Origin of the sequence: Legionella bononiensis, from assembly GCF_016786215.1 — a bacterium.
GTDB classification, from domain to species: Bacteria; Pseudomonadota; Gammaproteobacteria; order Legionellales; family Legionellaceae; genus Legionella; species Legionella bononiensis.
Genome location: NZ_JADOBG010000010.1, coordinates 242,940 through 269,310, shown reverse-complemented (window position 1 = coordinate 269,310; position 26,371 = coordinate 242,940). Strand labels below are relative to the sequence as shown.

Genomic DNA, 26,371 nt, shown 5'->3' with positions numbered 1-26,371 from the left:
TCATTTCACTAGTATAAAAAATGACATTCACCATCGCTATAATTGGGTTAGGGCAAATGGGCGCTTCTTATGCGAAATATGCCTCCTGCTTAGCAGATAAAGTTATATGCTATGACAACGATATTCATCAAAGCGCTACCTTTAAAAATCGAGTATTGAATGACAATAATCCTTTTGATATCAGTAACAATGTAGCAATAGACATCGATAAAATTGAACTTGTTGATACTCTGAATGCAGTCTGGGAACACAATCCTATCCTGACAATTGTAACCACTCATAAAGACTCGCATTGTTACTATTCCAGTTTGGCAATGCGTAATAACAGTCATGTTTTAACGGAAAAACCATTGTGCATCAACTTCGAAGAAGCAGAGCATCTAAAGCAAATTTCTTTTATAACCAGAAAAAAATTGTTTATCGGTTTTTCGTTGCATGGGACACCGGCCTTTTTAAAGCTTAAAGAACTGGTGAATAGTACTAATCGTAACACAATTAAAAAATACCGGGTTTATAGAATTGGAGCGGTTCCAGAGGATTACATGGACCGAGTGTCTGCACGATTCGATTTATTGTCACATGATACGGACTTTTGTTTACAGCTATTTAGCATGCCCAAGCATACTTTGGTAGATGAAATTAGTGCACGAAAATGCACCAAATTATGGAGCTATCCTGAATTTGAACTAGAGATGGAAGGCTTTATGCCTGTAACCCACCCGAATGGGTTTGAATATGGGTTTGAATTAATTTATGCCAATCAAACAAAAGTAATTTTTTCAAGCAATGATAAAGATCATTTAATCATAAAAGATTCTAATGACGAAGTTGTCGAGCTTATTTCTGTCACATCATCCTCTCCATGCCAAAAGATTTTGGAGAAAGCTCTATATTCTATAAATAATGATGATTATGACCAATATCTTCTCAATGAGTTATCCATCATTAATGGCATTAATTGTATGAAGATGTTAATAAATGATCACAGGTCTGGACTTGATGATTAACATTATTTCAACACTATTATTTTTACTCTCTACGGTATTTATTTTGCGAGCGAAAAAAGCCAGGAATCAATCAGAGTATGTAACTGCAGGCAAAAACACCAATTTATTTTATTTAATTTCTACTCTTGTTATGACAGAAATTAACCCTATGGCGCTCATAGTAATGGCTTCGTTGGGATATCAAGCTGGATATAGAGCGTTTTGGATGGCAGCTATAGCATTTCTCAGTCCATTTTTTGCAACAGTTACAACATGTAAAAAATGGAAGGATGTTGATGTTTCCTGTGTGTCCACATTATTTGATAGGCATTTAGGGTACGCTGTCGGGAACGTTGTTCGGATTATTTTGATACTGTCCTTACTCATTTTAACTGCAACTTATCTAAAAGGAACGATGATTTATTTTGGTAGTATTTATCCGGAATTATCATCCATTGTGTTTGTTATTCTGATTTTGACATTTTGTGTTGTTTCAGTGATTAAAAAAGGATTGATAGGAATTATTCGCATGGATGTCGTAGGATTTATACTCATGACTCTATTGATCGTGGCTTGTTTAATCTCCTGCGCATTTAGTTTATTTTCTACTCAAGAATTCGGTTCAATCGAGAGCACTCTAAAGCAACAATCAACCACATTACCTACCAATTATTTGATTGCTTTATTCTTTTTACAATCCATTATGTACAGTATTGCACCTTGGTGGGGACAAAAAATTTTCTCAGCAAAGGATACCAATACAGCATATAAAGCTTCTGTTTACTCTTCTATATTAATATTCACTTTTTATTCTGCCATAGTTGCTTTTGGTATTTTTTTAAAACAACATGGAGTAGCTTTAACTGACCCAGAAACAGCTTTTCCCCAAACCATACTTACTTTTATACCATCTAACTATACTGTGTTTTATGATATTTTATTTTTTTACATTGCAACCACTACCATCTGCGGAGTTTGGAGTTCAATTTTAGGTATGGTTAGTCTTGGTTTTTTCCAAAAAACAGATCAATCCTCTCCAACCATCAACTATTTCATTTGGGTAATGATAGGATTAATCAGTTGTACTATAGCTTTAAATAATATTGAGAGTGTCTTACACGCCGCAGTATTGGCAGTGATGCAGATAGCAAGTATTTATTTTTCTGTTATTGCGATATTTTACTTTAAAAGGATTTCAAGATTAGGTTCCTTAGTAAGTATTTTTTTCAGTATATTTTTGGGATATTTCTTTTTATATTATCTAGGTGAAGAGGGAAATTATATTTGGTATTGGACTATCATTGCTCTTCCTGCGATGTTTATTTCAGGGTATTTTTTCTCCAATGTCCACAATGTATTTAAAACAAATTGACATTATTCTGCATGTCAATAGTAATTTTCTACCACTGAAATTCTTGTAAATTGCAATTACTATTACCACACATTAATTTTATTTGTAATTGAATTGCTTCCTACCTTGATTTTGCAATTTATTGTGAAAAAAGCAATCAGGACTAAATCAAGTTTCTTATTGGAATTTATATACAGATAAAATCAAGTTCAACCTAATGGATTTTTAAAATAAGGGCCGCCCCATGTTATTAGGGGGCATCAGGTTTATTGATTGGCAAAGGGCGCGAGTCTTGCTTTTTGCTTCTCCTCATAAAGTACATGCAAGCTAAAATTGATCTCAAAAAAAACATAATTAATGTTCCACGTTTCAAAATCAAGAATAACTTCAAATTTTGGTATCTATGAACGACAAGATTCTGTCATGTGATGTATTTAAACACCTCTGTTCTTGTCTCACATTCCATGTCATTGTGTTCAGATATTCAATCATAACAGGGAGTAATGATGTCTTTTATTAAATCAGTATTTTGCTTTTTTCTTTGTCTTTTATTCTGTATACCAGTTCATGCAGAGAATACAGCAACAAAACCAACAGCACGTATTACACTAGCTTCACCAGATTTGTTATATATTATCGAAAAAGCGAATAAAGCAGTGATACATATAGATCAACAAATGAAAAGCCTGCTCAATTTAGCCGCTGTTGTTTTAGCCATGGGTACTTACGACCCTCACATTAACGCTCGCTTTCAAGCAAAAAAATTTAGTCTGGTCAACTATTTAAAGCCATTAAAGCTGCATGTATTGGGATATAAAGATGTCACGATTGATCTCTATGATAATAGTGATCAAGCTCATTTACATTTTTATTTACCCAATCTTACAGATACTGCAGAGATGCTGCTCTCAAGCGATATTTCAAATCCGGAAAGGGCATTTGAGACACTGGGCTATTTAACTGATCTCTTAAAAGAAATCAAAGAAAGATTGCCTTCAAATATCACTAGTGAATCGTTACACAGGTTTTTGGTAGATGGGGCGAGAAATGCGGATACAAACGATGCTCAAATTCAACTGTTGCGCCTGGAAGACAGAGATGCCTTGCTTCAATCATTAGTGGAGCTAGAAAAGGAACTGTCTCGTCAATTGACAAAATTAATCGAGATTACAAAACTTGCAACGCAACCCGATCGCTCAAAAGAAGAAAGGGAACAATTAGATCAGGCTTATTCAGACAATGCTGAAATTTTTTGGCAAATGCGGACCACTGGTTTTGCGTTAAAAACAGAAATTCCAATATTTCACGATACCCAACTGACAATGAAGGATAAAACCTACTTTTTTCCTCAAATTGATTTATCTACACTAAAGTTGGAATCAGACGATTTATTAAGTATTGAGACTACGATTATGGCCTTCGAACACTCGGTAACAGCTTATTACTGGGCGCTTTCCTGGATGATTAACAATAAGGCACGCTTAGATGAAATTCAAACATCCCGAGACGATTTGCTCGCGGCATTGAGTTCATTCAAAGGCACGGCTGAGCAGAAAAAGAACTTATTAAAAAAAATAAGCATGATAAATTAATAAGAAAAACTGGACAACACCCAATAGATCCAGATTTAAACTCAATTCGCTGCTGGGATAAAATTGTTACTATTCACGTTGCAGTCTCTTTAACCTTTTTCCGTCTCCGCTTCATATCGCATGAAGCGGGCGATAACACAAATGGGGGGCAGGTCTTAAAATGTGGCTTTTACTATAGTTTCATAAATTCAAAATTCAAGGCCTGACCCTCAATGTGCAAGGCGTGCAAGAAAAGCAATAGCTTGAATAAATGAGGCAAACAGCCATGTAACAAACGTTCCTAATTTCTCCTATATTTGAAGAATAAGATTAAAATGTTTGGTCTATCCCAGATCTGAGTCTATATGTCCCAACTATCTGAATTTTCTTGTAATTTATACTAGACATAGTACATAATTTGATTCGCTTTATCGTATATTTTCTTCATTAGTCATTCTTAAGGACTAGAAATGCTAAACAAAATCCAAATCTTCGTTTTGTTAATCGCAATGGTATTTTTTTCTGTCGTATCGGCAGAAAATTTCAGGGTTTCCGCAACAAAAGATACCGTGACTCTAGGTCTTTATACACTGGACAAGCAACCTGTAGTTAAAGTCCATTCTGGAGATTCTGTTTCTATTGAAACTTGGAACAGTTGTTTGCATGAAATGGTTTATAATAAAACAACTCCAGCTGAAGTCGCGCAGTTCTATACCAAATACGACATTCAAAAAAGACGTGGGATGCATAGCTTAACAGGGCCTGTTTACATTGAAGAAGCCGAGCCAGGAGATGTGCTTGAGATTCGGATTTTAGATATCAAATTAAATGATTTTGGTTATAATTTTTTAAGTCCTACAGCAGGGATTTTATCTGAATTTACCCAGCCAAGGATCATGTATTTTAAATATAATAAAGAAAAGAATGCTACTGAATTTACCAAAGGAATATGCTTACGCCTCAAGCCATTCCCTGGAGTAGTTGCGGTAGCACCACCTCAAGATTGGCCTGATGGCTGGCCGGTAAATTTAGAAACACATATGGGGCAACCCGTTGCAGGGCAATTTAATTCAGTTCCCCCGGGTCCTTTTGGAGGTAATTTAGATGAGCCTAGCTTACAGGTAGGATCCATTCTTTATTTACCCGTTTTTCAAAAAGGGGCTTTAGTGTGGACCGGTGACTCGCATGCAATGCAAAGTAATGGCGAAATTGACGTTACAGCGTTGGAGACCTCCTATGAGGGCATCACCATGCAATTTATTGTCAGAAAAGATCTAAAAGCCGAGGGAGTATTTGATAAAACAAAGCGCAATGGCAACAGTTTATTCACTTGGCCAATTGTCGAAAACTCTGAAGAATGGATTGTGATGGGATTGAATCAGGATCTTTTTGAAGCCATGCAACTTGCATCAAGAAATGCAATTGAACTATTAGTGCGTACTCAAGGTTTCTCAGCTCAAGAAAGTTATCAATTTTTGAGTATGGTAGGTAATTTCGACATCCCTGAAGCAGTCAATGTTATTAAAAACGTAGCTGTACATATTCCAAAAGCATCCTTCAAGAATCTGGGCAAGATGAACACTCTTTCTTCCGCAGGCACGTTCCCTCTCACAAAGCCAAAGAGAGATGAAAATGCAAACTGCCCACCACAAGAAGGCAAAATTATTCAATAACCATTAGGTGAAAAAATGAAAAAACTCTTCATTCTGTTGTGCTTCAGCTTTATGACATCGTTTGTTTTCGCCAACAGTATTGTGATTGACAATAAAACGGATTACCCGACGAACGATAAATTTGGCAAAATTGCGGTAGAGTGGGCCGCTTCAGCGAAGGCGATACAAAAAGCGAATAAGAACATCCTTAATGGTAAATCAATTAACCCAAACTCTCTGACGATGCTCACTCAAAATGGAAGAGTTGAGCTCAGTTCCCCGAATAATGCCAAATACTTTAGACTAGTCGTGTGGTCAAATGATAAACAAGAACCAGCCTTATTGACGAATTGGGTATACATTAGTCCTAATAAAACTTATGTTGTGAATCAAAAACAGCTTGTACCCAAAGTACTCTTATCTGGAACAGGCTGCTAATCAGATTGATTAGGAAAAAGTATGCTGTAGCCAATTGTAACCTGGGTTGCAGCTAGAGTCATGGAGCGAAAAGAATAATGATAATTCGCATCGTATTTTTTATTCTGTTGTTTCCAATTCATGGCATTTATGCAGAAACAATCAAGCCCAGCCCTAAAAAATCAGCACCCACAGAATCCTCAAAAATCACAAGTATCAGCTCCAATCCAGCAGCAGTTAATGTTTCAACCGGAACCGGTATAATTCAGCGCTTTATAGAAAAGAAACTTGGAATTGAACATGATCATGGAATTATGCTCCAGGGTGCATGGATCGGAGATACTAACAATTTATTTTCTGGTGGCATAACGGATGCCAAACGAGTCACATCAAACAGTGCGTTATTAGTCGATTTAAACATTGATATGAAACAGTTTAATGGCTGGCCAGGCGGTTTATTTAGCGCCCAATTTTTACAACAAAATGCGCAGAATACCAATGCACAAGCGGGTCTCATTCAAGGATATAACTCTTTACCTGATGTTGCTCCTTTTAATCGTTCCGAGCTTTATGCGTTGTGGTACCGACAAGCACTTTTTGATGATAAGCTCTTTGTTCGCATAGGAAAAACAATTACTACTCTTGATTTTAATAACGTAATCAAACCGGTTTCTCTAAGCGCCGGTGAACCAAATATCCCTGCGGTAACCAGTTTGATTTATACCCCTGTTTTTATCAATCCTGCTGTTGATGGAGTTATGCCCGGTTATACAAATTCAGCTTATGGGCTCACTTTGAATTTTACCCCAACCAATAAATGGTATCTTACTTATGGCATTTATGATGGGAATTTAGCCAGTGGCAAACAAACTGGCTTGTCCGGCCCAACATTTAACGGTCGTTACTTCCAGGTGGCGGAAACAGGAGGGGCGTGGCTTGTAGGAAAAAAACAGGTTCCTGGCACTGCTGGAATCGGACTATGGCATCAAAAAGGTCTTATTCGTCAGCAACATCTCAGCGAAATGGAGGCCACAGGAGCTTATTTGTTCGGTTCACAACGTTTATGGTATCGTCATCCAGGCTTTGATATTAGTGGCATTTCAGCTTTTTACCAATTAAGTATCAATAATTCCAGTGTCTTACCTATGAACAAATCTATTGGCGCAGGCTTAACGGCATTTGGTTTAATCGCCAATCGAGAAGCCGATTCTCTAGGTATTGGTTCCTCGCTAGCATGGCTGAATCGTCACAGTACCGATCGACCCACTGAATTGATGTTTCAAATGTACTACCAGGCCCAAATAATCCCAAATATTTTTTTAGAGCCAGCTCTTTCTTATATTCCTACCCCAGGACAAAGCTCAAGCTTACCCCCTGCATTTGCAGGCACAATAAGAGCAATTATATTAGCTTGAAGGCTGTTTGATTCGCTTCAATTTAATATCTTTCATTTAGTCGTTGTTATCGTTCGATTTAACCTTGCTGTACTGATAGCTGCATTCTGGTTAGAGTTAACTAATTTTTAAACTCATGATAACAAGCTATAAAAAATTTTAATGCAAACGATTCGTGTAACAGCTGGTTTAGCCTGAGATTTAGCCCTTTGGGCCTACTCCCAGGCTACGCCTGCTGTAGATGACAAAAGATTTGCTCCACGAGAGTATCTTATTTTCGATGACAAAATCCGTGATATACTATTAGACAGTGATCCTGATTAGAGTGCATCAAGCACGCGTAAATTGATTATAGAATATGGGCAACTCATGGTAACAGATGCCACAGAACAACTTGAACAAGGCATCATTTCCGAGCGTGTATACACATCGGTGCTTGTGAGTCAGAAAACTCAAAGATAGTCATCACCAACAAAGGGACTTGTTATGAATCAATTGGAACAATTAAAACAATATTCAAAAATTGTTGCTGATACCGGCGATGTACGCTTAATCAAACAGTATAAGACAATCGATGCAACAACCAATCCCAAATTAATTCTAGATGCTACTGAAAATCCACATTATCAAGATATCATAGCCCGTATTCGTGACGAAGCCAAAAAAAATGATGGCTCACCATTTCCAGAACCTATTCGATTTATTGCACGTTTTATTACAGAAATTGGATATGAAATTCTACAAGTTATACCTGGTCGCGTTTCTTCAGAATTAGATCCAAGATTATCGTTCAATACTGAAGGAACAATAGAACGAGCCCGTTACTTAATTCAATTATATGAAAAAAAAGGAATACCAAAAGAACGTATTTTAATTAAGGTGGCCGCTACTTATGAAGGGATTGAAGCGTGCCGAATACTCGAAACAGAAGGGATTCATTGTAATATGACTTTAGTATTTTCTTCCCTTCAAGCGTTAGCATGCGCGAAAGCCAATGCAACCCTCATTTCTCCATTTGTAGGCAGAACCAACGAATATTATGAAAATCATAACATCCAACCCCCTTCTCACAACTTATCCCCTGGTGTCCAATTGATACATGATATTGTGCATCAATTTAACCAGCAAGGCATTAAAACTGAAGTGATGGCCGCAAGTTTTAGAGATAAACATCAAGTTTTAGCCATTGCGGGATCACCCCTTATTACTGTTCCGCCAGCTATTCTTGATGAATTAATTCAATCAGAAGACCCTGTTGAAATGATGATTAAACCAGAATCGAATCGTTCTGAACCTTTGTCTGTTCCAAAATCTCGAAATGAGTTTATGAATGCCTTAAAAAACGATAAAGCCGCCTATCACCTGTTACAAGATGGTGTATTTAAATTCACCAAGGCGTTCTTGAAACTTCGTCAAACGATTTTTAATCAAAGTATGCCTCGTCTGATGCTGAATGTCTTAGTGGAAAAAATTCGGCAAAGTCGATATTTTTAAGATTTAATGGGTACAATTCATGCTAATTTTTTTAGCACTTATTTTTTATAAAAATGTAACTCCCCATTTGTTTAACTGACTTATTATGGATTATTTGAGGAATTAAACTAGGTATTTAGCAGGCCTATTCCCAGGCTACGCCTACTAATGAATCAAAGGCACTTGGAGTAGCGATGGGTGAGCCTTTTTGCAAAATGAAAGGACTTTGTAACCAACTTAAATTTGATGCATTCTCTTTAAACTACACCTTGTATGGCGAGATCAGTCCTCCGGTCATGATAACCATTGATTTGCACCTCATTACAAAAAAGCATTGGTATGTCAGGAGGATTTTATTCTCAAAGAACTCGGTCAATTGTATATAGTTTATCAAGTATTTGATGAAGTTTTAGCAAAGACCGAACAAATTATGAGTGTATTTGATACAATCAATCAAAAATACGGCCGACATACAATTTGCCTTGCGGTAGAGGGTTATTCGAAACCCTGGTCGATGCGAGCGGAGCTGAAATCTCCGGCTTATACAACACGATGGTCTGATATTGCTCGGGTTAGCCTTTAATAATTTTTAAAAGAGAGTTTATGCAGTATTCATTTCAATGGGCACTGGTTGATATAGAAACCACAGGACTTCATGTAACCACGGATGGAATTACAGAAATAGCCGTGATGGTTATTACAGAGCATGGTATTAGGCGCACTTGGCATCGATTGATCAAGCCTAAACGCTCCATCCCCGATGCCATTAAAGCATTAACCGGTATTTCCAATGAGATGGTTCAAGATGCCCCATATTTTGAAGACATTGCTCTTGAATTATTAGACGTCTTACACGAGTGTGTTTTTGTAGCGCATAATGCACGCTTTGATTTTGGGTTTATCAAAAACGCCTTCAAGCGCTGTGGGATAACTTATCAAGCTCCAGTATTATGTACTATTAAATTATTAAAACAGCTTTATCCTAACCAACGCCATTATAATTTAGAGTTTATTACACAATCGCTAAACGTTTCATTAGAACACCATCATCGTGCTCAAGGGGATGTTGCGGCCTTGCATGAAGTGATTCAAAAAATGGTGGAGCTGCACACCTGGTCAAAGATCCTGTTCGCCGCTAAAGCACTCTATCACAAATCGAGCATCCCCTCGAAATTAACGACAGACGTGTCGCAGCTACCAGATACTCCTGGTGTTTATATATTCTATGGCGATAAAAATCCATTGCCTTTATACATTGGTAAAAGTATTACCTTGCGCCAACGAGTACTGTCTCATTTTTCAGGAGACTATACGCACGCTAAAGAGTTTACTTTAAGTCAACAAGTAGTGCGCATTGAAGTCATCCCAACAGCAGGGGAGTTGAGTGCCTTATTGCTTGAGTCCAAAATGATTAAAGAGCATATGCCCGTTTATAATCGTAGGTTGCGACGTAAAACGACCATTGCAGGATTTAAGTTAAGTGAGCACCAAGGATATTTAACTCTTTCTATCGTGCGCGAACAAGTTGAAGAGGAACATGAATTAAAGCAGCATGGAATTTATGGTGCTTTTCGAAGTGTGGCTGCTGCAAAACGCACCTTGCTTCAATTGATCAAAAATCATGATTTGTGTCAAAAATTATGCGGGGTAGAGCAGGGTAATGGCTCGTGTTTTTCTTATCAGTTGAAACGATGCCATGGAGCATGTATTAAAGAAGAACCCCATGAGGTGTACAACAAGCGATTATTAGAAGCGCTAGAGGAATATCAGGAAGTGGTATGGCCTTTTAAGGGGGCGATTGCAGTAAAAGAGCACTGCCCTGTGAATAAAATAACTCAATTTACGGTAGTGCATCAGTGGCGGCATGTCTGCTCGATGAACAGTGAGCATTTGTTAACGCAATGGCGTTCACTTCTTGATGCAGCATCTGAATCCAGTCATACCTATGATGATTATAAAATAGTACTTTCTTATTTAAAGCATCAGCGTGACAACGTCCAAATCATTGAGCTGGAGTAATGCAAGTAAAGGACAAAAAGTTAATGAGAGGAGAACTTTTGACTACAAAGCCAACTGATTTTATTTCTTATCACCACAAAACAAATATGGAGTATGGAATCACTATTTAGACTACGCTTCAACTCAGAACATCCTTTGAAAGGAGCTAAAATGAATTTGCACACGTATCCTGACTATTCTCTGATAGAAGTACTCCGCCAGTTAGGGACTGTTGATATTTCAATTTCTCCTCCATCAAGACATGACTGCATTAATCAATTGTCCTTATTAAGTAGTCTCAAACTGAGATTCATTTTTATTTTAAAATAATGAGAGTCAAGACTGTTTTTTCAAATTTTTTATTGTTACCATGTGGTTGCTATCTCTATACATTTTTCCTGTATGTCTTGTGGATAATTTTTATAACTTCACATTGCCTATCTTTCGAACTCATTATTTCTAATGTGATATAACCCTTATAGAGCAAGGCATAACGCCATTTTGTTCATTATTAAATATAAAAATAGTTATCCACATTTTCTGTGGGTATCTCTGTGAATACATCGGGGATACGCAAGAAATTCCAGTAGTTACAGTTATGCAATAACTTTTCGGAATGCACTCAGAAAAGATGGGTAATTCTGGGATTTTAAAGTGCACTAACAAGAAGAGGTGACTCATCGTTGCCTAGTGGATTGATGAGTCATAAAAGTTTTGAGTAGTCCTCCACATCCTTGTGGAAGGCATCATCCGTGATACCAAGACAAAAGTCCATTTAAGACATCCATTGTCATTACTCATTTTGACTATAGCAAAGAAATAGAACTAATACATAAAGAGAATCCTTCGATGTCATGCAAGAGATTTCTTATAGTGGGTAGAGATATTTTGGGGTATGGGTTTGGGTTCACATCAGTGATGAAGCCGGCGTAGCCTGGGAGTAGGCCCAAAGGGCCGTATCCCAGGTTTTCATTTAACTTCCATAGCTCGATCAACCCCTATAAAATTCCATTCACAGGAAAGCCAACTTCATAAACAAATATGGTTCACTTTCACAGAGATTTTACTCCTGGCGGTACCTATTTTTTTTTGTTTTAAGAAATCGGAACTCACAATTATTAATCAGTTATATTGACCTGTTGGGTGAGTCATATGGATATGTATCCTCAGTTAAAGAATGGCCGTATTCCAGTTTTCAACGATATGTTCAGAAGGGAGTATTGTAAGAAAATTGGGGATATGATGGAGTCCAAGGAGCGTTTGGAGAGTGAATGAAGGTGAAATGAAAACCTGGGATACGGCCCTTTGGGCCTACTCCCAGGCTACGCCTGCTGAATCCATGAACCCTGAGGACATGCAGCAGAACGTAACCATTAGGCGAATTGTCAAAGGACTTTAAGGTTTTAATTGCGTTTCAGAACTCCAAAAAGCATCTTCTTCGGATTGGTTTGCTGAAAAAAGATAGACCTCGACAATTTGGCCATTATTAATTTTCATTAAGTCAACTCCGTCCATAGACAGTTTGCTGCCATTGGATTTATGGGCGGAGAAATGAAGGGTAGCGGCTACTAAGAAGTTATTAGCCATGATGTTTTTTACTTCATCGATTTTGAACGTATTTTCACTGATTTTCATAAATTGACCAAATAGTGAAAATACTTCCTGCTTACCGTAATAAGTTTTTGACAAAGAACCATTTCCAGGTTGATGCCAAATGATATTTTCAGAAAGCAGGCTATCGAGCAAGGCCATGTCACCTGTGGCTAGAGCTTCAAAATATTTTTGTACTATTTGAATTTCGCTTTCGGACTGCGTTGCCTTCGGAATATAGTAAGCATGGGCAGTCACAATCTGAAAGATCATTGCAAAACAAAGAGTTATATTTCTTGACCAGTTACTTGTTTTTTTTCGTATCATTCTATTTTCTCCTCACGGTTTGTTGTTTAACCTATGCAGTTTATGAGCAAGGAGAATGAAATGATTCTAAAATCTCGCCATTAATTTTCAGTTTTTAGCCATATTGAGATATTCAGAAGGCAATTGCCCAGTATGAGTACGAAAGGTTGCAATGAATTGACCTAAGGAATTATAGCCTACCATAAAGGCTACCTGAGTAACGGAGTTTCCAGATAGGCGTAGGAGTTCCTTTGCCTTTGATATTCGATAATGAATCAGCCACTGCTTTGGTTGTAGTCCCGTTTCAATCGCTGCCAATCGATTAAGACTACGACTACTCAATCCGGAATGACGTGCCACATCGTTTATATTAATATTATCTGCTAAGTGCTCCCGCATGTAATTTAAGGCTATTTTTAAACGTGGATCGCTCGCTTTTGCTTCTAAATGCTCCACTGATTGCATGTAATTGGAGGACGTCCGCATCAATATCTCATGCAAAGTTTCACAAAATACCTGAATTAACGATTGCGCATTGTTTGTTTTTGGGTGGAGTAATAAATAAAAGAGTAGCTCCTTTATCAAATGATCTACGGGAAGAATTAAGGGTACTGAAGAAGAAAAGCTCACTTGGTATTTGTTAGGGTCAATCAAAGCAATTAGCCGCTCGCCACTTTTAGTAGTGGAAGAAAAAGAATGTGTCAGATTTGGTGGCAGGTATAACATTTTACTCACACCCAATTGCAGAGTTTTTCCCTCCAAAATAATGCTGATTTCTCCTTGCAAAGGGATAAATAAAAGTGCTTCTTGTAAAGTGATTTGCTGAACCTGCTTCCCAGGAAGATTTTGATGAATCAGATATAGACCATCAAAACTTACCGAGATGTCTTTACCCTTTTTCATGAAAGTCCTCGGTAGACCGATATTGTATTGCTTACAGTCTGGAATTATAGTGGTATGCACCAATTATTTTCAAATTTAATATTCCTATGGAATGGGTTAACATCGAGACAATTGATGCGCTTAAAGTCTGCCTGTGAGCAACGCATTAAAACTTGCACTCGTAAAAATCAAAATCCTTTAATGGAAACAGCTCTATTTTATGTACTTTTAGACACAGGACTTCGTGAATCTGAAGTGGTTAACTTAAATGTGGATCAGTATCGACAAAAAGGCTGTGCGAAGTGCTACGTCATAAATCAAAGCGTATTAGTCAAAAAATTCCTTTACCACAAGAAAGTAGGGGATATTTAGTTTAGTATTTAGAACAAAGGGCTGCTCTAAATGATGAACCATTATTTATTTCACGCTATGGGACACGTTTACAAACCTTGGATGTTTATCGCATTTGCCAAAGAGTTTTAAAACAAGCTTTAGCATTTTTGCCGGAACATGAACAATTTGAATTTACTCCTCATCAACTATGCCACACTTTTTTAAAGAAAGTAACTGATAAGCATGGCGTGCATTTTGCTCAAGAGCTAAGTGGTAACGTATCTATTAAAGAAATATTTCGTTATGCAAAGCCTAGCCAGGATGAAATGCAAATAACAATAGAGGAATTATTTAAATAATATTTTCAAGAATTGAGATGCTTATCTAAATGATTACAATAGGGATAGGAGGGGGCTTCATATGGAAAATTTTCCAGTTCGATATGAGAAAGACAAGTTAATTTGAGATATTCCTGATGCTGTAAAAATAATTAAACTCAAAGGAGGTAAATTTAAAAAACTTGCTGATTTAGCATTACATAAAGCGGATCTTAAATTTGCAGATGAATATAAACGGAGTCACCAATAGCGTTATCAGGGAAGCGATTCTCTATGATTGATTGTTAAAAATCAATAAGATAAAGCAAGATATGTATAAAAAATGAGGGGTGGCTCAAGAGATTGATTTGTGCGAAAGGCGTCTGATGCTTTTGCCTGATTAGTAGTTGCCGCTGAAAGTAAATGGATAATAGCGCAGGCTGGCAAAAACCATATTATCATGGGTTTGATAACCCATGTATTGGGGGTTAAGTAAATTCTCCTGTCCTCCATTACCTGAAAAGATTTTTCGCACAGTATAGGAATATTGAAGGCCAGCACGTACATCACCGTAATCCCCTTGATACACCTTATTCCATAAACCGGTTGTCACTTGCCATAAGGTCTGATTGTTTCCCCCACAAATACCGTATTCAATGTTGCATCCAGTATTGTTTGCGTTAGGAACACCATACCCAAAGTAATTGTCATTAACTCTGAAATAAGTGCGATCTTCTTGTTCTTTACCACCATAGACATAGACGTCAAATTTTGAAGTGGCATGCCATGTTGCACCTGCCATGAATATAACTTCAGGTATCGCGATTAATGAACCATTGGAATTTAAAGTCGCATCAGGAAGAAAACCGGAGGAATAACTTCCTACGCCGCGGCCTGCCAGGAAATTTCCATGAAGATCAAGGTATTTCGGAATTAATTCGATCAATCCGCCACCACCAAAACCGTACGCACTTGTATTATGATTTTCATTAAAGTCAGGCACGCTTCGAACGCGATTATACAAATTACGGTGCAAACCGAAACCTTCAATGTGAACTCTATGGTTATTAATAGTGTCTTCATAAGCCAGCTTTCCAATTACATCAGGAATGTTGTTCAAAGAAAAAAACACAATATTGGGAAGAGTTTGAATTCCGGGGCTAGAACAAATCTGGCTTATAACCCCATTGCCCAAATTGGTTCCGCAGGGTGTGCCGCCGAAGGTCGTTTGAGCGTTTTCTATTGAGATCGCTGCGGTGAACAGATCGCCCAGATTCTTTACCAGACGCAATTGGGGTTGGCGTTTCCAAACATAACCAATGACAAATTGGGCATCAATGGTTAGTGGAAGAAACTCATTGCGAGGCGTTATTCCTTTTAGATTAGTTGTTGCAAGTGAAAAGGTTTGACCAGCCAGGACATGAACTCCCCAATTATTCCAGTCGGTATTAAAATAAGCATGCCTTAATCTCAGATCGAAGGAATTACTTTCAGTGGAATTTGCTGAACCGTTGCCAAAAAAATCGACCTCTATATATCCGGCTACTAAAGTTTCGGGATTGATTACTCCCTCAAACAGACTGGACAAACGTGATGAACGTGCAGAGAATCTGGTTTCACTCATATAATGCAAGGGGTTATTGCCAAGTGGAATTCCGCCGAAGAAGGATCCCACATCAGATTGTTGATAAAGTGAGCGAGTAAAACCTTCGCCAGCCAAAAATCCGCCAGGTGAGATCGTCAGTCCTTTTAGATAAATTTTTTTATCTTTTGTAGTGAATGGTTTCTTAAGAGAAACTGAGGATACTGGATGTGCTTCGGGTTTCTGTACTACGGGCTGTTTGACATGCAGTTTGCCCGATGTGATAGAAGGAGTGGGCTTAATGGTGTGAGTAGCGCTATTTCTTTTTGATCTATGGGATGAATTGGTCGATATTTTTTGTTGTGCAATAAGCAATTTTTCCAGTAAACGAATCCTATCTTCCAGTGCTTGAATCCGTTTTTCTTGCTCATTAGAAGAAGATGTTGACGTTGCATGTGCTGGAGCAGAGACGTTTATGGTCAGTAGAGTTGCAAGAATGGAAGATGATGCAAGGGTGCAAACAGGGCGGAGTTTTTCTTCAGAGAGCAGTAACTTCATAAAACATGTCCTTAAATTACATTCAACACTATTCTGGTGTTGACAGTGCATGGGTTCAATTCGCCACTCTTAATGCTCAAATTGTACGTATTGACCGCCAAATCAGCGTAATGCATTGGAACCCGAGGTCAAGTCATGCATCCAATTGGTTAGCATGCAATGGTTCATAGTTCCTGGCTGATTGTGGAATATAAAATCGAAAATGGCAAAAAAATTTGTTATTACAACCGACTCGAAAAATACTTTAAAAGCATCACCTGATCGGATAAAGCGTCACTTTAACCTTGTAGAAAGAAATAAAGCTTGGGTGTCTGATACACTATTTATTCCCACACAGAGAGGCTGGCTTTATTTAGCGGTAGTTTTAGATTTATTATATTGACGCTTGCTTCTAGCCGCCCAAGACTTCAAAAACAAGGAAAAACAAGTTGGGACGAAGCACTTAACTGCGAGATAATATATCGTGAAAACAACCTGAAGCAAAAAATTCTTTATATAACAGTGATCGTTTTATACATATTATTAGTATTATGACTTTAGATTCCTCAAGCCTTAATTCAGAAGATTCGAATAATCGTAGCTCAAAGTCCATTTCAGATTCCGATTTGAAGCACAAAAATTAAATAGAATACATGGACAAGTGAGATTAATCGTAGGTAGTTTGTCTGATGTTGAGATGTAATTTGAAGCCCTTTTTTTGTTCTAAAACCCCAAGGTAAAAAAGTTCACATATATAATAGAATTCTCTATAGTAAATAATTTGACCTTTAAAACTGTTCTGGAGCTTTTATGACTAATTATAGATTGCAATGGGTTTCCCAGCTCCAAGCCATATCGAAGGTAAACATAGGGTTTGCAGCCTTCGCGACACTATTGAAACACCTAGAACAGTCAAATAGAACCCTTTGATTTATTGAAGGAATAGCTATCAAATAGCATGACCTCCATCTATTTCAAATACTTTCCCCGTAATCCAGTCTGCTTTTTTTGATGTAAGAAATGAAACAAAATTTGCGATGTCATCTGGTTTCCCTGGTCTGTTTAAGGGAATGTTGTTGATATAGTACTCCCATAATTCAGGATTACTAACAGAGGTGTTTTCATTCATTCCGGATTCAATAACTCCCGGTGCGACAACGTTTACGCGGATACCATATTGTGCCAAATTAAGGGCCGCATGTTTTGTCCATTTATTCAAGGCGGCCTTCGATGCCCCATAACCGATACCTTTGGGCATGGTAATAGTACCGCTGATCGAGGAAATGTTTATAATCGAACCCGCTATCTTGTTTTGAATCATATTTTGTGAACAAAGCTGCGTTAAATAAAGAGGCGACAAAGTATTAACTTGAAATACTTGCTGCATTTTTTCAGGACTTAGTTCAAACAAATTTTCGCGACAGAGCATCCCTGCATTGTTAATTAAAATATCTACATGTCCTAGATAATCAATTGCTTGCTTTGCAAAATATGCGACCTGTTCCATTTGGGTAAAATCAGCATAAAAAGCTTCAGCAACACGGCCAGCATCTTTTATAGCTTTAATCGTTTCTTCAGCCCCCTTTGCGTCGCTGCGATAGCTAATGACTAGGTCAGCTCCTTGTTTAGCAAAGTTTTCAGCGATTTTTCGACCAATACTGCGGTTAGCTCCTGTAACAATTACTTTTTTATCTTTAAAATCCATTATTACCTCTTACTAAACTGTTATTAGATTTTACTTCTAATTCCCAAGGTTCGCCAATATTAATTACTACCGGGGTAAACAGCAGCATCCATATAGATTTTATTAATTATATTTTTTAGAAAGAGAGATTTAGAAATAGATGGGGTTTACTTAAAATACCCTTGGTAAATTGCTAGCTCCGTTAATTTCAAGCATTCAGTAATCGATGGGTTTGTGAACGCATAAAATTGATGCTCAAAAATTTGTATTTCGCCGTGAAAACCAGTTCGAAAACTCTATACATTAATCAAAGTTCATTTTAATCTATTCTTTTAGTCTTTCAGAACTACAAGGAATAATAATGAGAGTAGGGTATGCACGTGTTTCTACGCATGAACAAAATTTAGACCTGCAACTAGATGAATTGAAAAGGGCAGGTTGCGAGGAAATCTTCACGGATAAAATTAGTGGTTCAGTTTCAGAACGACCTGGATTAGATAAAGTTGAAAAATACTTAAGAAAAGGGGATGTCTTAGTTGTTTGGCGCTTGGATAGGTTAGGGCGATCACTCACGCATCTTATTTCGTATGTGAGTGGGCTTGAAGAAAAAGGAATTGGCTTTCACAGTATTACCGAGTCTATTAATACTGAAACTTCATCAGGAAAATTTATGTTTCATGTCTTTGGAGCGCTCTCTGAGTTCGAACGTAATTTAATTAAGGAACGTACTCGTGCAGGTCTTGAAGCAGCAAGGGCTAGAGGCCGTCAAGGTGGCAGGCCGAAAAAACTTACCGATGAACAAAAGGAGTTGGTGAAAACACTTTATTCCAATAAAAAACATTCAATTCAATTAATTTGTAAGATGGTTGGGGTAGGAAAGACTACACTTTATAAATACATAAACGAATAATTCTCAATATAAAAAGGAGTTTTTAATGAAAGAGTTATATAAAGATATGGAAATATATTGCTTTGCAGTTAAATTTCCAGATGGATTTCAGCCTAGCTATAAAATTACTTTAAATGTTGGGATTAATATGGAGATAAATAGAGAATGTCCTGAACGTTTTACAAAAGAAAATGAAGCTTTAGAATTTGCAATGAAAAGAGCTAAATGCAAGATTGACGCAGGATTATCAGAAGATGTTTGGTAGTAGAGAATTAATTCTGTTTGCACCTTAATAGTCATGTAATGGTTCTATTTAAATCTATTCTATATCTAGTAAGTGAAAGTTCTAAATAACGGTAATTTTATTCATGGGGTTCAATATGCTTAAAATAAATAAGGAGTTGTTAGAAATAGAGGATAAAGTACTTATAGCGATAGAAGCAGGAAATACAGAACAAGCATTTCTCCTTCAAAAAGAATTAATAAATAAAAATCGTGTATGGCGAGAAGAGTTATTAAAGAACACTGGCCGTGAATTTATTGAAAAGACTGTAGAGGATATGCTTGCGAGGGCAGCTCGAGGGTGCTAGCACTGCCTTATATAATGTTTACCACTCGTACTTTTTATGATTGGTAAACAAAAAACCGGTTTATTACCTTATCCACACAACAAAGGCCATAAATGCCCTTTCTTTAAGTAGATTCAAAGGAAATTTATGAGACTTTATATCATGGCGTTTAAAAAACATATGAGTCTAAAATTTAGAAAAACAGAGCTGATTTTAGAAATTGAGAATAAATATGACAGATGCTAAACAACTGATAGAAGAGATAGGAAAAGCATTTAAAGATAATTCGCTCACTTTGTTGACAACAGCGGCAAATTTTAAAGAGTGGCTAAATGGTGTTTTTTTTGAAAGTAATACGGAATTAAAGTCTTATTTAAATGATAAAATAAAGTGTAAATGCACGGAAATCTTTTGGAGTATTGCAAATATACAAATTTCGATCGGAGATTTCATTTTAATAGACGAGGGAAGCGAGTTGAGTGACATGCTAATTCTTCATAGACTTTACATAGTGTATGAACAGTTTTATAGGGCATGGGAAAGATACACCAGTTTACTTGCATATTTATTTCTAAAAATGGAAGAAAAAAGAAATTTTTATTTTAACAATTTAGTTGATGAACTCAAGCTTCTAAAGGAAATTGAGCACAACAAAGAATTAGCTAAGTATAGTCATAAATGGAACTCCTTGGCAAAAGAAAGAAACACTTTTTCACACAAAGCTTCTTCGTTATCTGAGAAGTGGAGTCATATTGATTTCGAATTAAGTCCTATTGTTGATCAGAAAGGCAATAAAATTGTATACACTAAAGTTAATAGAATTAATAAAGATAGTTACCTGAAAAAAATAAAAAACCACCTTGAAGACATTGAAGATATTAATAAACAAGTTAGAGATTTTATTAATTCTAACAAAAAAAATATATTTAAATTTCAAACATCATTTCCTTGGAAATGCCTTTCTTTAAAACAACCAAAAGGTGGCGAAAAATATCTTGTTTATAAATTGGAACAATATCATTTATTAGATAAAAATGAATTTCAATCAGATTCTGTTATAAAAATACCAACTGAATATATTTTTTGGAAAGATATTGAACCACCACCAAATGGAGCCGACTGATCTTCGGCAAACATAATTTCATTATTATTGAGTTTAACATTCAGATATTTATATATCTGTAATGTCCTAAAACCCCATAGATACAGAGCAATGGCGGATATATGCGGCATTTCCACTCTGCCTTTATACAAGCTTTCTATTTCATCAAGAATTTTTATAAGCAGCCGACAACAAGGTTACTATAAATGAAAATATCATACTTATGAACTTATCGATTATTAATAAAAAAAGTTTAGTGTATCTTTCGGTTAGGATAATTCTACTACTATCTCTTATATTATTGACTTCTCCCCGTTCTTATTCACAAGAGGTTAAGCATGGAAATGATGTCGATAAATGGCGAGCACTTCAAATTTTTGCAGAACAAGGAAAGCCTGATGCACAGTATTTACTAGGTTATGGGTATGAAATTGGGGTGGGTTTTACTCAAAATTATCGAGAAGCATTCAAGTGGTATTCTAAAGCTGCTGAGCAAGGCAACGCTGAAGCACAGAATGGACTAGGTAGACTGTTTTACAAAGGAAATGGTGTTAATCAAGATTACCAGCAAGCATTCAAGTGGTATTCTAAGGCCTCTGAGCAGGGGCTTAATCAAGCGCAAGGGGCTTTAGGTATTATATATTACGAAGGACATGGTGTTCCTCAAGATTATGTTCTTTCTCATATGTGGTTTAACATCGCAGGTGTAAATGGTAATGAGAATGCAATGAAGGGTCGTGATATGGTTGCTAAGAAAATGACTAAATCACAATTAGAAAAAGCTCAGTTAATGGCGCAGGAATGGATTAAAAAACATAGCCAATGAAACCAGATCAGTTTGGGAGTACCCATTTATGGAAGATATCGAACTAAACACAGGGATTAAATTTTTAAAAGATCATATTAAAATCAATTATTCTGACCTTAAAATCAGTGAGGGTCTAATAAAAAATGGAAACGTTGTTATTCTTTTTACAAACCGTCACGAACCCCTTATGCTGAATATAGATAAATTTGGTGACGCAATCAGACAGTTGTCTTGGACTAACCATGACCTTAAAAAACATTTAAAAAAAGATAGAAAAGAGATTAGCGAAGATAGGGGCTCACTTATTCAGGAAATAGAAAATCAGCTGGGAGCCGATTAAATTTTGAATATTATCCGTTATTCAATAAGCCGAAGAATAAACGAAATGGCAATCATCAGGAGAATCCTAAATTTAAATAGAATTATAGCCTCCAGACCCGATGTAAAGATTAACGATAGGTATTCCAAGTATAATAATCAGTCAAAGTTAAGAAACTCAGCCCCAAAATAATTTATAAACATTGATTTCTTTACCTGTTTATTAACGTTTTCCCCGCCAAGTTGAACTTCTATTTGCACATCTCTAGCGCTGTTCGTAAAACCCCCGTTTATTTATATTAAATGATAAGATAATGATAAATTTGCTAGATTTTTTAATGTATGTTCAAAAATAGTCTAGCTATCGGTTATTCTATGTAGATTTTTCTCGATTAAATTGATTTTTATACTTATAAATCCCATACTATGTTATGTATTAGGTGAAAATTTCACATTAGGTTATATATTATGTTAATTAGATTTTCATTAGAGAATTGGATGTCTTTCGGTAATAACGTTACCTTTACTATGGTTGCCGGTAAAGAACGCCAACATAATGAGCGAGTTCCAAAGATTGAAAAATATAATATAAAAGTACTTCCTATTGCCGCTATTTATGGCGGAAATGCATCTGGTAAAACGAATTTTTTTAGGGCGATTAGTTTTGTTAAGTCATTAGTTGTTAATGGGACACAACCTGATGGTTTAATACCCGTTGAAACTTTTCTTTTAAATGTTAAAGGTAAAGAGCTACCCGCGCGTTTTAATTTTGAATTGCTTATAGGTGATTTAATTTATGAATACAGTTTTGCTGTTACAAGTAAATTAGTCTTAGAGGAAAAATTAGTTCTGATTAAAGGCAACTCTGAAACCATTCTATATAATAGACTAGATGACAAGCCAAATTTTGATGAATCGTTAGAAGATGATCAGTTTTTAAAATTTGCATTCCAAGGTACTAGAGAAAATCAGCTTTTCTTAACTAACTCTGTATCACAAAAGGTTGATAACTTTAAACCAATTTATAATTGGTTCAAAGATACCCTTGAACTAGTTGCCCCAGATACACGATTCGGCCTGTTTGAGCAATTTTTAGATGAAAGTCATCCCCTCTATATGACAATGAATGAACTTTTACCAAAACTAGATACTGGAATTTCGCATCTTGGAGGAGAGGATATTCATTTTGATAACATTTCTTTGCCGGAAGTATTAAAATTAAAGCTCCAAGAAAAAATCAAAGAGGGTATGACTGTTCGTGTAAATGCCCCCAATAAAGAGCAATTAGTTGTCACTAGAAAAAATGGAGAACTTCTGGTTAAAAAGTTAGTGACCTATCATTCTAAAGCTGATGGTACAGAAGTTAAATTTGATATTCGCCAAGAATCAGATGGATCTCAACGAGTAATTGATTTATTACCTGCTTTTCTTGAGTTATCTTCTCCTTTATCTAAAAAGGTTTTTATTATTGATGAGGTAGATAGAAGTTTACATACCTTACTTACCAAAAAATTACTAGAGCTTTACTTGGGAAATTGTTCTGCTACCACTAGACATCAATTATTATTTACGACACATGATGTATTATTGATGGATCAAAAATTATTAAGACGTGATGAAATGTGGATAGCTGAAAGAGATTCTTCCGGTTCATCTGATTTAATCTCATTTAGTGAATATAAAGATATTCGTTTTGACAAAGATATTCGAAAAAGCTATCTCCAGGGTCGATTTGGTGGGGTGCCACGTATCCGTGAGGAAATATTAATTTGTAAAAATGAATATCAAGGAGGACATGATTAATGTCCCAAAAACGAAGAATTTTTACGAGATATGGAGGAATTCGCCCATATAGAAAATTATATATTATAGTGGCAGAGGGTTCTAAAACAGAATTACAATATTTTTCTTCATTTCAAGATAAGAATTCAATAATTAAATTAATTTTTCAAAAGCCTAAACATAGTTCCCCACAATATGTATTGAAACAAATGGAAAAATGTCTTAAAGAAGAAGATTGTAAAATAACAGATGAAGCTTGGTTAGTAGTAGATAAAGATAGTTGGACAGATCAGCAATTATCAGAGTTATTTAATTGGTCAAAAAAATCAGTGAATTTTGGTTTTGCACTAAGTAACCCAAATTTTGAATATTGGTTGATTTTACATTTTGAAGATGGAAATAATATAAAATCTGCAAGTGATTGCATGGTTCGATTAAATAATTATTTACCAGATTATGATAAAGGTGTTGATATTAATCGAATAAAAAATATTGGAAGTATAGATGATGCCATTCGTCGTGGAAAAAATCGTGATAATCCACCATGTACAGATTGGCCCAAAACCCTCGGTAGCACAACAGTATATAAACTAGTTGAAAGTATTCAAAGAGCTAAATCTACTTAAATTCCTTAATTAAATTCTTTTACTGGAGGAAGTAGGACTGATGATAATATACTTGTTGGATTCTACTAGGTCTGATCCCTGTGATTCTCAGTTCTAGTGGGTAAGTCCGCGGCGAATTCAACTCGTTAACGCAACTTTTGTATATAAAACAATCAGTTAAGATAAGATAAAATCCTTTGCTGATTTTGTACAGGAGTTGAAGCTATGGGATATAAACGCTTAGATTATCTAAAACGGTGTAAGATTCAAGCCTTGTGGAAAGCTGGTTTCTCGCAACAAAAGATAGCTGATGAAGTAGGAGTGCATAAGTCTACTATTTCTCGAGAATTAAATCGAAATATTACATTTGTTCGAACCCGGTTAGGTTATTGGGATTATAAAGCTGATTATGCACAGTCTTTCGCTGAGCAACGCAAAAAGGCAAAGCCTAAGTTCATTAAATTTACCGAGCCAATAAAAGTGTTTGTTATCGAAAAAATACAAGATGAATGGAGTCCCGAGCAAATAAGTGGGTATGCTAAACGTTGTTCTATATTCAGCTTAAGCCACGAATGGATTTACCAGTTTATTTTGAAGAATAAAAAGCAGGGTGGTGCTTTATATAAACACTTAAGGCATCAGCATAAAAAATATAGAAAACGATATGGAGGTCCCAAACGTCAAGGTGCGATTAGAAATCGACGATTTATTAATGAACGACCTTCTATTGTAGATAAAAAGCAACGTATAGGAGATTGGGAAATAGATACTATTATCGGTAAAAATCATAAGCAAGCTATCGTTTCTATTGTAGAGCGAAAAAGTAAATTTACACTCTTAAAAAAAGTTAACAAAAAAACTGCAGCAAATGTTACACAAGCAACTATAGATGTTCTAAAAGGCCATCGCAAACCAGTCCTAACAATTACCGCCGATAATGGCAGTGAATTCGCCTATCACCAACAAATATCTAAACAATTAGAAGCAGAGTTTTATTTTGCTCACCCATATTCGTCGTGGGAGCGTGGTTTGAATGAAAATACCAATGGTCTAGTTCGTCAGTATGTGGCAAAGAGTTCAAGCTTGGTTTCAGTGACTGATAATACGCTACTTGTTATAATGAATAAATTAAACTCAAGGCCTAGAAAATCTCTAAATTACTTTACACCTAATGAGATTATCAAAGGAAATTTGGAAATGAATTGATGAATCAACATAAGCTGAATAGCTACCTTAATTTATGCACACAGTTTTATGATTTAATAAGACCTGAACCACCAGAAGATGCTTATGCATTTTATCGTGAATATGTGGATAATGCTGGTGGTGTTGTTATGGAGCCTATGTGTGGTTCAGGTCGGTTTTTACTTCCGCTTCTTAAAGAAAATTTCGAAGTTATAGGATTTGATGCCAGTGCTCATATGCTTGACGCCCTACATGCCAAGGCAAAATTACAACATCTTAAGCCAGAAGTATGGCAGGGATTTGTTGAGGATTTAAATAGAACACAAAAATATAACCTAATTTTTATTCCCAGCGGCTCATTTGGACACATTATTAATTTTGACTCAGTAAAAAAATCATTGAAGGTTTTTTATGATCATTTAAATAATGATGGGACTTTATTATTTGAAGTAGAAACATCCAAAATAGTGCCTGATCAACTTGGAGTTTGGAGGGGTATCGTATGTCACAAGCCGGATGGTAATTTTATTCTGGTTAATCGCCTTACAAAATACGAAGACAATGTTTGTTACTCTATAGATAGATATGAGCTGGTAGATAAAGGACAGATCATACAAACTGAAATTGAGATATTTAATGTTCGAGTTTATGATGATCCTTTAGTTTTGACTGATATGCTTAAAGAAGTAGGTTTCAGAGAAGTTAAAATGATTAAAGCTTTTGATAGACTTAGCAAACCTGATGAAAGTGATTCTAGTCTTGTGTATGAATGTAGGAAATAATGGTAAGAAATGTGTTGCATTAGCGAGTTGAATTCACCCGCCTTATTTTTCCACTAAGTCTAGTAATCGTGATATCCAGATCTTAACGATTTTCCGTTCGGGTGCTTTGGAAGAACCCTCAAAAATGGTCGTTGTGGGTTAGGCGTCCAGAAACAATATTGACGTTGTATGACATGGTATTATTGGAAATTTCGTAACTTCCTGCAAAGAACCCCTGGAGCGAATCACTTTCTAGGGTTTTTCTGCATATTCAGCCCA

26 protein-coding genes and 1 pseudogene are annotated in these 26,371 nt (G+C 36.2%); 23 read left to right on the top strand and 4 right to left on the bottom strand.

Annotation, left to right across the window (positions count from 1 at the left end; all coding sequences use genetic code 11):
* The first annotated feature begins 20 nt into the window (after positions 1-20).
* The 10 genes and pseudogenes from IZU94_RS06450 to IZU94_RS06405 all read left to right on the top strand — a co-directional run bounded on the left by IZU94_RS06450 (position 21) and on the right by IZU94_RS06405 (position 11,172).
* The gene (locus tag IZU94_RS06450; protein WP_203109115.1) at positions 21-1,007 is read left to right on the top strand and encodes a Gfo/Idh/MocA family oxidoreductase; all 987 of its coding nucleotides are present in this window, start codon (positions 21-23) and stop codon (positions 1,005-1,007) included.
* Positions 979-2,358, top strand: coding sequence for an SLC5/6 family protein (locus IZU94_RS06445; RefSeq protein ID WP_203109113.1), 1,380 nt, complete (start codon positions 979-981; stop codon positions 2,356-2,358). The genes IZU94_RS06450 and IZU94_RS06445 overlap by 29 nt, the downstream gene beginning before the upstream one ends.
* A gap of 482 nt (positions 2,359-2,840) precedes the next feature.
* Positions 2,841-3,929, top strand: a complete 1,089-nt coding sequence (locus tag IZU94_RS06440) for a hypothetical protein (RefSeq protein ID WP_203109111.1) — start codon at positions 2,841-2,843, stop codon at positions 3,927-3,929.
* Positions 3,930-4,378: 449 nt separating this feature from the next.
* Positions 4,379-5,581 carry an acetamidase/formamidase family protein gene (locus IZU94_RS06435; protein WP_203109109.1) on the top strand — a complete coding sequence of 401 codons (1,203 nt, stop codon included), beginning with the start codon at positions 4,379-4,381 and terminating at the stop codon, positions 5,579-5,581.
* Between the two features lie 15 nt (positions 5,582-5,596).
* Entirely contained in the window at positions 5,597-5,998 is a 402-nt protein-coding gene (locus IZU94_RS06430; RefSeq protein WP_203109107.1) for a hypothetical protein, read from the top strand.
* Positions 5,999-6,075: 77 nt separating this feature from the next.
* The gene (locus tag IZU94_RS06425; protein ID WP_203109105.1) at positions 6,076-7,392 is read left to right on the top strand and encodes a carbohydrate porin; all 1,317 of its coding nucleotides are present in this window, start codon (positions 6,076-6,078) and stop codon (positions 7,390-7,392) included.
* Positions 7,393-7,857: 465 nt separating this feature from the next.
* Complete coding sequence (locus tag IZU94_RS06420) at positions 7,858-8,865, top strand: transaldolase family protein (RefSeq protein ID WP_203109103.1); 1,008 nt, start codon at positions 7,858-7,860, stop codon at positions 8,863-8,865.
* 298 nt (positions 8,866-9,163) lie between these two features.
* Positions 9,164-9,427: pseudogene (locus tag IZU94_RS06415) on the top strand (DUF4113 domain-containing protein); the annotation flags it as partial.
* 20 nt (positions 9,428-9,447) lie between these two features.
* Complete coding sequence (locus IZU94_RS06410; protein WP_203109099.1) at positions 9,448-10,863, top strand: 3'-5' exonuclease family protein; 1,416 nt, start codon at positions 9,448-9,450, stop codon at positions 10,861-10,863.
* A 150-nt stretch (positions 10,864-11,013) separates the two neighbouring features.
* The gene (locus IZU94_RS06405) at positions 11,014-11,172 is read left to right on the top strand and encodes a hypothetical protein (RefSeq protein ID WP_203109097.1); all 159 of its coding nucleotides are present in this window, start codon (positions 11,014-11,016) and stop codon (positions 11,170-11,172) included.
* Positions 11,173-12,237: 1,065 nt separating this feature from the next.
* Here IZU94_RS06405 and IZU94_RS06400 read toward each other — a convergent pair.
* Both IZU94_RS06400 and IZU94_RS06395 read right to left on the bottom strand, forming a co-directional pair.
* Positions 12,238-12,759, bottom strand: coding sequence for a nuclear transport factor 2 family protein (locus tag IZU94_RS06400; protein WP_203109095.1), 522 nt, complete (start codon positions 12,757-12,759; stop codon positions 12,238-12,240).
* Between the two features lie 87 nt (positions 12,760-12,846).
* Positions 12,847-13,641 carry an AraC family transcriptional regulator gene (locus IZU94_RS06395; protein WP_203109093.1) on the bottom strand — a complete coding sequence of 265 codons (795 nt, stop codon included), beginning with the start codon at positions 13,639-13,641 and terminating at the stop codon, positions 12,847-12,849.
* 114 nt (positions 13,642-13,755) lie between these two features.
* Here IZU94_RS06395 and IZU94_RS18180 point away from each other — a divergent pair, with 114 nt between their 5' ends.
* Both IZU94_RS18180 and IZU94_RS18175 read left to right on the top strand, forming a co-directional pair.
* Positions 13,756-13,992 (top strand): hypothetical protein, encoded by a 237-nt coding sequence (locus IZU94_RS18180; protein ID WP_238400517.1) that lies wholly within the window; start codon positions 13,756-13,758, stop codon positions 13,990-13,992.
* A 77-nt stretch (positions 13,993-14,069) separates the two neighbouring features.
* On the top strand, positions 14,070-14,312 hold the full coding sequence (locus IZU94_RS18175) for a hypothetical protein (protein WP_238400518.1): 243 nt from the start codon (positions 14,070-14,072) through the stop codon (positions 14,310-14,312).
* 358 nt (positions 14,313-14,670) lie between these two features.
* Here IZU94_RS18175 and IZU94_RS06385 read toward each other — a convergent pair whose 3' ends face one another.
* Positions 14,671-16,410, bottom strand: coding sequence for a hypothetical protein (locus IZU94_RS06385; RefSeq protein ID WP_203109090.1), 1,740 nt, complete (start codon positions 16,408-16,410; stop codon positions 14,671-14,673).
* Between the two features lie 202 nt (positions 16,411-16,612).
* Here IZU94_RS06385 and IZU94_RS06380 point away from each other — a divergent pair, with 202 nt between their 5' ends.
* Entirely contained in the window at positions 16,613-16,792 is a 180-nt protein-coding gene (locus IZU94_RS06380; RefSeq protein WP_203109088.1) for a hypothetical protein, read from the top strand.
* A gap of 546 nt (positions 16,793-17,338) precedes the next feature.
* On the opposite strand, the gene IZU94_RS06375 is transcribed toward IZU94_RS06380, so the two are convergent.
* Entirely contained in the window at positions 17,339-18,094 is a 756-nt protein-coding gene (locus IZU94_RS06375) for an SDR family NAD(P)-dependent oxidoreductase (protein ID WP_203109086.1), read from the bottom strand.
* 340 nt (positions 18,095-18,434) lie between these two features.
* Between IZU94_RS06375 and IZU94_RS06370 the strand changes: the two genes are divergently transcribed.
* The 10 genes from IZU94_RS06370 (at position 18,435) to IZU94_RS06325 (ending at position 26,113) form a co-directional block, all read left to right on the top strand.
* Complete coding sequence (locus IZU94_RS06370) at positions 18,435-18,983, top strand: recombinase family protein (protein WP_203109084.1); 549 nt, start codon at positions 18,435-18,437, stop codon at positions 18,981-18,983.
* 25 nt (positions 18,984-19,008) lie between these two features.
* On the top strand, positions 19,009-19,227 hold the full coding sequence (locus IZU94_RS06365) for a hypothetical protein (protein WP_203109082.1): 219 nt from the start codon (positions 19,009-19,011) through the stop codon (positions 19,225-19,227).
* Between the two features lie 115 nt (positions 19,228-19,342).
* Entirely contained in the window at positions 19,343-19,552 is a 210-nt protein-coding gene (locus tag IZU94_RS06360) for a hypothetical protein (protein WP_203109080.1), read from the top strand.
* 211 nt (positions 19,553-19,763) lie between these two features.
* Positions 19,764-20,654 carry a hypothetical protein gene (locus tag IZU94_RS06355; RefSeq protein ID WP_203109079.1) on the top strand — a complete coding sequence of 297 codons (891 nt, stop codon included), beginning with the start codon at positions 19,764-19,766 and terminating at the stop codon, positions 20,652-20,654.
* A 202-nt stretch (positions 20,655-20,856) separates the two neighbouring features.
* Complete coding sequence (locus tag IZU94_RS06350; protein ID WP_203109078.1) at positions 20,857-21,459, top strand: tetratricopeptide repeat protein; 603 nt, start codon at positions 20,857-20,859, stop codon at positions 21,457-21,459.
* A 28-nt stretch (positions 21,460-21,487) separates the two neighbouring features.
* Complete coding sequence (locus IZU94_RS06345; protein ID WP_203109076.1) at positions 21,488-21,781, top strand: hypothetical protein; 294 nt, start codon at positions 21,488-21,490, stop codon at positions 21,779-21,781.
* A 446-nt stretch (positions 21,782-22,227) separates the two neighbouring features.
* Complete coding sequence (locus tag IZU94_RS06340; RefSeq protein ID WP_203109074.1) at positions 22,228-23,562, top strand: AAA family ATPase; 1,335 nt, start codon at positions 22,228-22,230, stop codon at positions 23,560-23,562.
* Positions 23,562-24,167, top strand: a complete 606-nt coding sequence (locus tag IZU94_RS06335) for an RloB family protein (protein WP_203109072.1) — start codon at positions 23,562-23,564, stop codon at positions 24,165-24,167. The genes IZU94_RS06340 and IZU94_RS06335 overlap by 1 nt, the downstream gene beginning before the upstream one ends.
* 204 nt (positions 24,168-24,371) lie before the next feature.
* Positions 24,372-25,352 carry an IS30 family transposase gene (locus IZU94_RS06330; RefSeq protein ID WP_203109070.1) on the top strand — a complete coding sequence of 327 codons (981 nt, stop codon included), beginning with the start codon at positions 24,372-24,374 and terminating at the stop codon, positions 25,350-25,352.
* Positions 25,352-26,113, top strand: coding sequence for a class I SAM-dependent methyltransferase (locus IZU94_RS06325; protein ID WP_203109068.1), 762 nt, complete (start codon positions 25,352-25,354; stop codon positions 26,111-26,113). Before IZU94_RS06330 ends, IZU94_RS06325 begins: the two co-directional genes overlap by 1 nt.
* Positions 26,114-26,371 lie beyond the last annotated feature (258 nt).

Coding starts and splice junctions, on each gene's coding strand:
- IZU94_RS06450 (WP_203109115.1), top strand. CDS start 21: ATGACATTCACCATCGCTATAATTGGGTTAGGGCAAATGGGCGCTTCT.
- IZU94_RS06445 (WP_203109113.1), top strand. CDS start 979: ATGATCACAGGTCTGGACTTGATGATTAACATTATTTCAACACTATTA.
- IZU94_RS06440 (WP_203109111.1), top strand. CDS start 2,841: ATGATGTCTTTTATTAAATCAGTATTTTGCTTTTTTCTTTGTCTTTTA.
- IZU94_RS06435 (WP_203109109.1), top strand. CDS start 4,379: ATGCTAAACAAAATCCAAATCTTCGTTTTGTTAATCGCAATGGTATTT.
- IZU94_RS06430 (WP_203109107.1), top strand. CDS start 5,597: ATGAAAAAACTCTTCATTCTGTTGTGCTTCAGCTTTATGACATCGTTT.
- IZU94_RS06425 (WP_203109105.1), top strand. CDS start 6,076: ATGATAATTCGCATCGTATTTTTTATTCTGTTGTTTCCAATTCATGGC.
- IZU94_RS06420 (WP_203109103.1), top strand. CDS start 7,858: ATGAATCAATTGGAACAATTAAAACAATATTCAAAAATTGTTGCTGAT.
- IZU94_RS06410 (WP_203109099.1), top strand. CDS start 9,448: ATGCAGTATTCATTTCAATGGGCACTGGTTGATATAGAAACCACAGGA.
- IZU94_RS06405 (WP_203109097.1), top strand. CDS start 11,014: ATGAATTTGCACACGTATCCTGACTATTCTCTGATAGAAGTACTCCGC.
- IZU94_RS06400 (WP_203109095.1), bottom strand. CDS start 12,759: ATGATACGAAAAAAAACAAGTAACTGGTCAAGAAATATAACTCTTTGT.
- IZU94_RS06395 (WP_203109093.1), bottom strand. CDS start 13,641: ATGAAAAAGGGTAAAGACATCTCGGTAAGTTTTGATGGTCTATATCTG.
- IZU94_RS18180 (WP_238400517.1), top strand. CDS start 13,756: ATGCGCTTAAAGTCTGCCTGTGAGCAACGCATTAAAACTTGCACTCGT.
- IZU94_RS06385 (WP_203109090.1), bottom strand. CDS start 16,410: ATGAAGTTACTGCTCTCTGAAGAAAAACTCCGCCCTGTTTGCACCCTT.
- IZU94_RS06380 (WP_203109088.1), top strand. CDS start 16,613: ATGGCAAAAAAATTTGTTATTACAACCGACTCGAAAAATACTTTAAAA.
- IZU94_RS06375 (WP_203109086.1), bottom strand. CDS start 18,094: ATGGATTTTAAAGATAAAAAAGTAATTGTTACAGGAGCTAACCGCAGT.
- IZU94_RS06370 (WP_203109084.1), top strand. CDS start 18,435: ATGAGAGTAGGGTATGCACGTGTTTCTACGCATGAACAAAATTTAGAC.
- IZU94_RS06365 (WP_203109082.1), top strand. CDS start 19,009: ATGAAAGAGTTATATAAAGATATGGAAATATATTGCTTTGCAGTTAAA.
- IZU94_RS06360 (WP_203109080.1), top strand. CDS start 19,343: ATGCTTAAAATAAATAAGGAGTTGTTAGAAATAGAGGATAAAGTACTT.
- IZU94_RS06355 (WP_203109079.1), top strand. CDS start 19,764: ATGACAGATGCTAAACAACTGATAGAAGAGATAGGAAAAGCATTTAAA.
- IZU94_RS06350 (WP_203109078.1), top strand. CDS start 20,857: ATGAACTTATCGATTATTAATAAAAAAAGTTTAGTGTATCTTTCGGTT.
- IZU94_RS06345 (WP_203109076.1), top strand. CDS start 21,488: ATGGAAGATATCGAACTAAACACAGGGATTAAATTTTTAAAAGATCAT.
- IZU94_RS06340 (WP_203109074.1), top strand. CDS start 22,228: ATGTTAATTAGATTTTCATTAGAGAATTGGATGTCTTTCGGTAATAAC.
- IZU94_RS06335 (WP_203109072.1), top strand. CDS start 23,562: ATGTCCCAAAAACGAAGAATTTTTACGAGATATGGAGGAATTCGCCCA.
- IZU94_RS06330 (WP_203109070.1), top strand. CDS start 24,372: ATGGGATATAAACGCTTAGATTATCTAAAACGGTGTAAGATTCAAGCC.
- IZU94_RS06325 (WP_203109068.1), top strand. CDS start 25,352: ATGAATCAACATAAGCTGAATAGCTACCTTAATTTATGCACACAGTTT.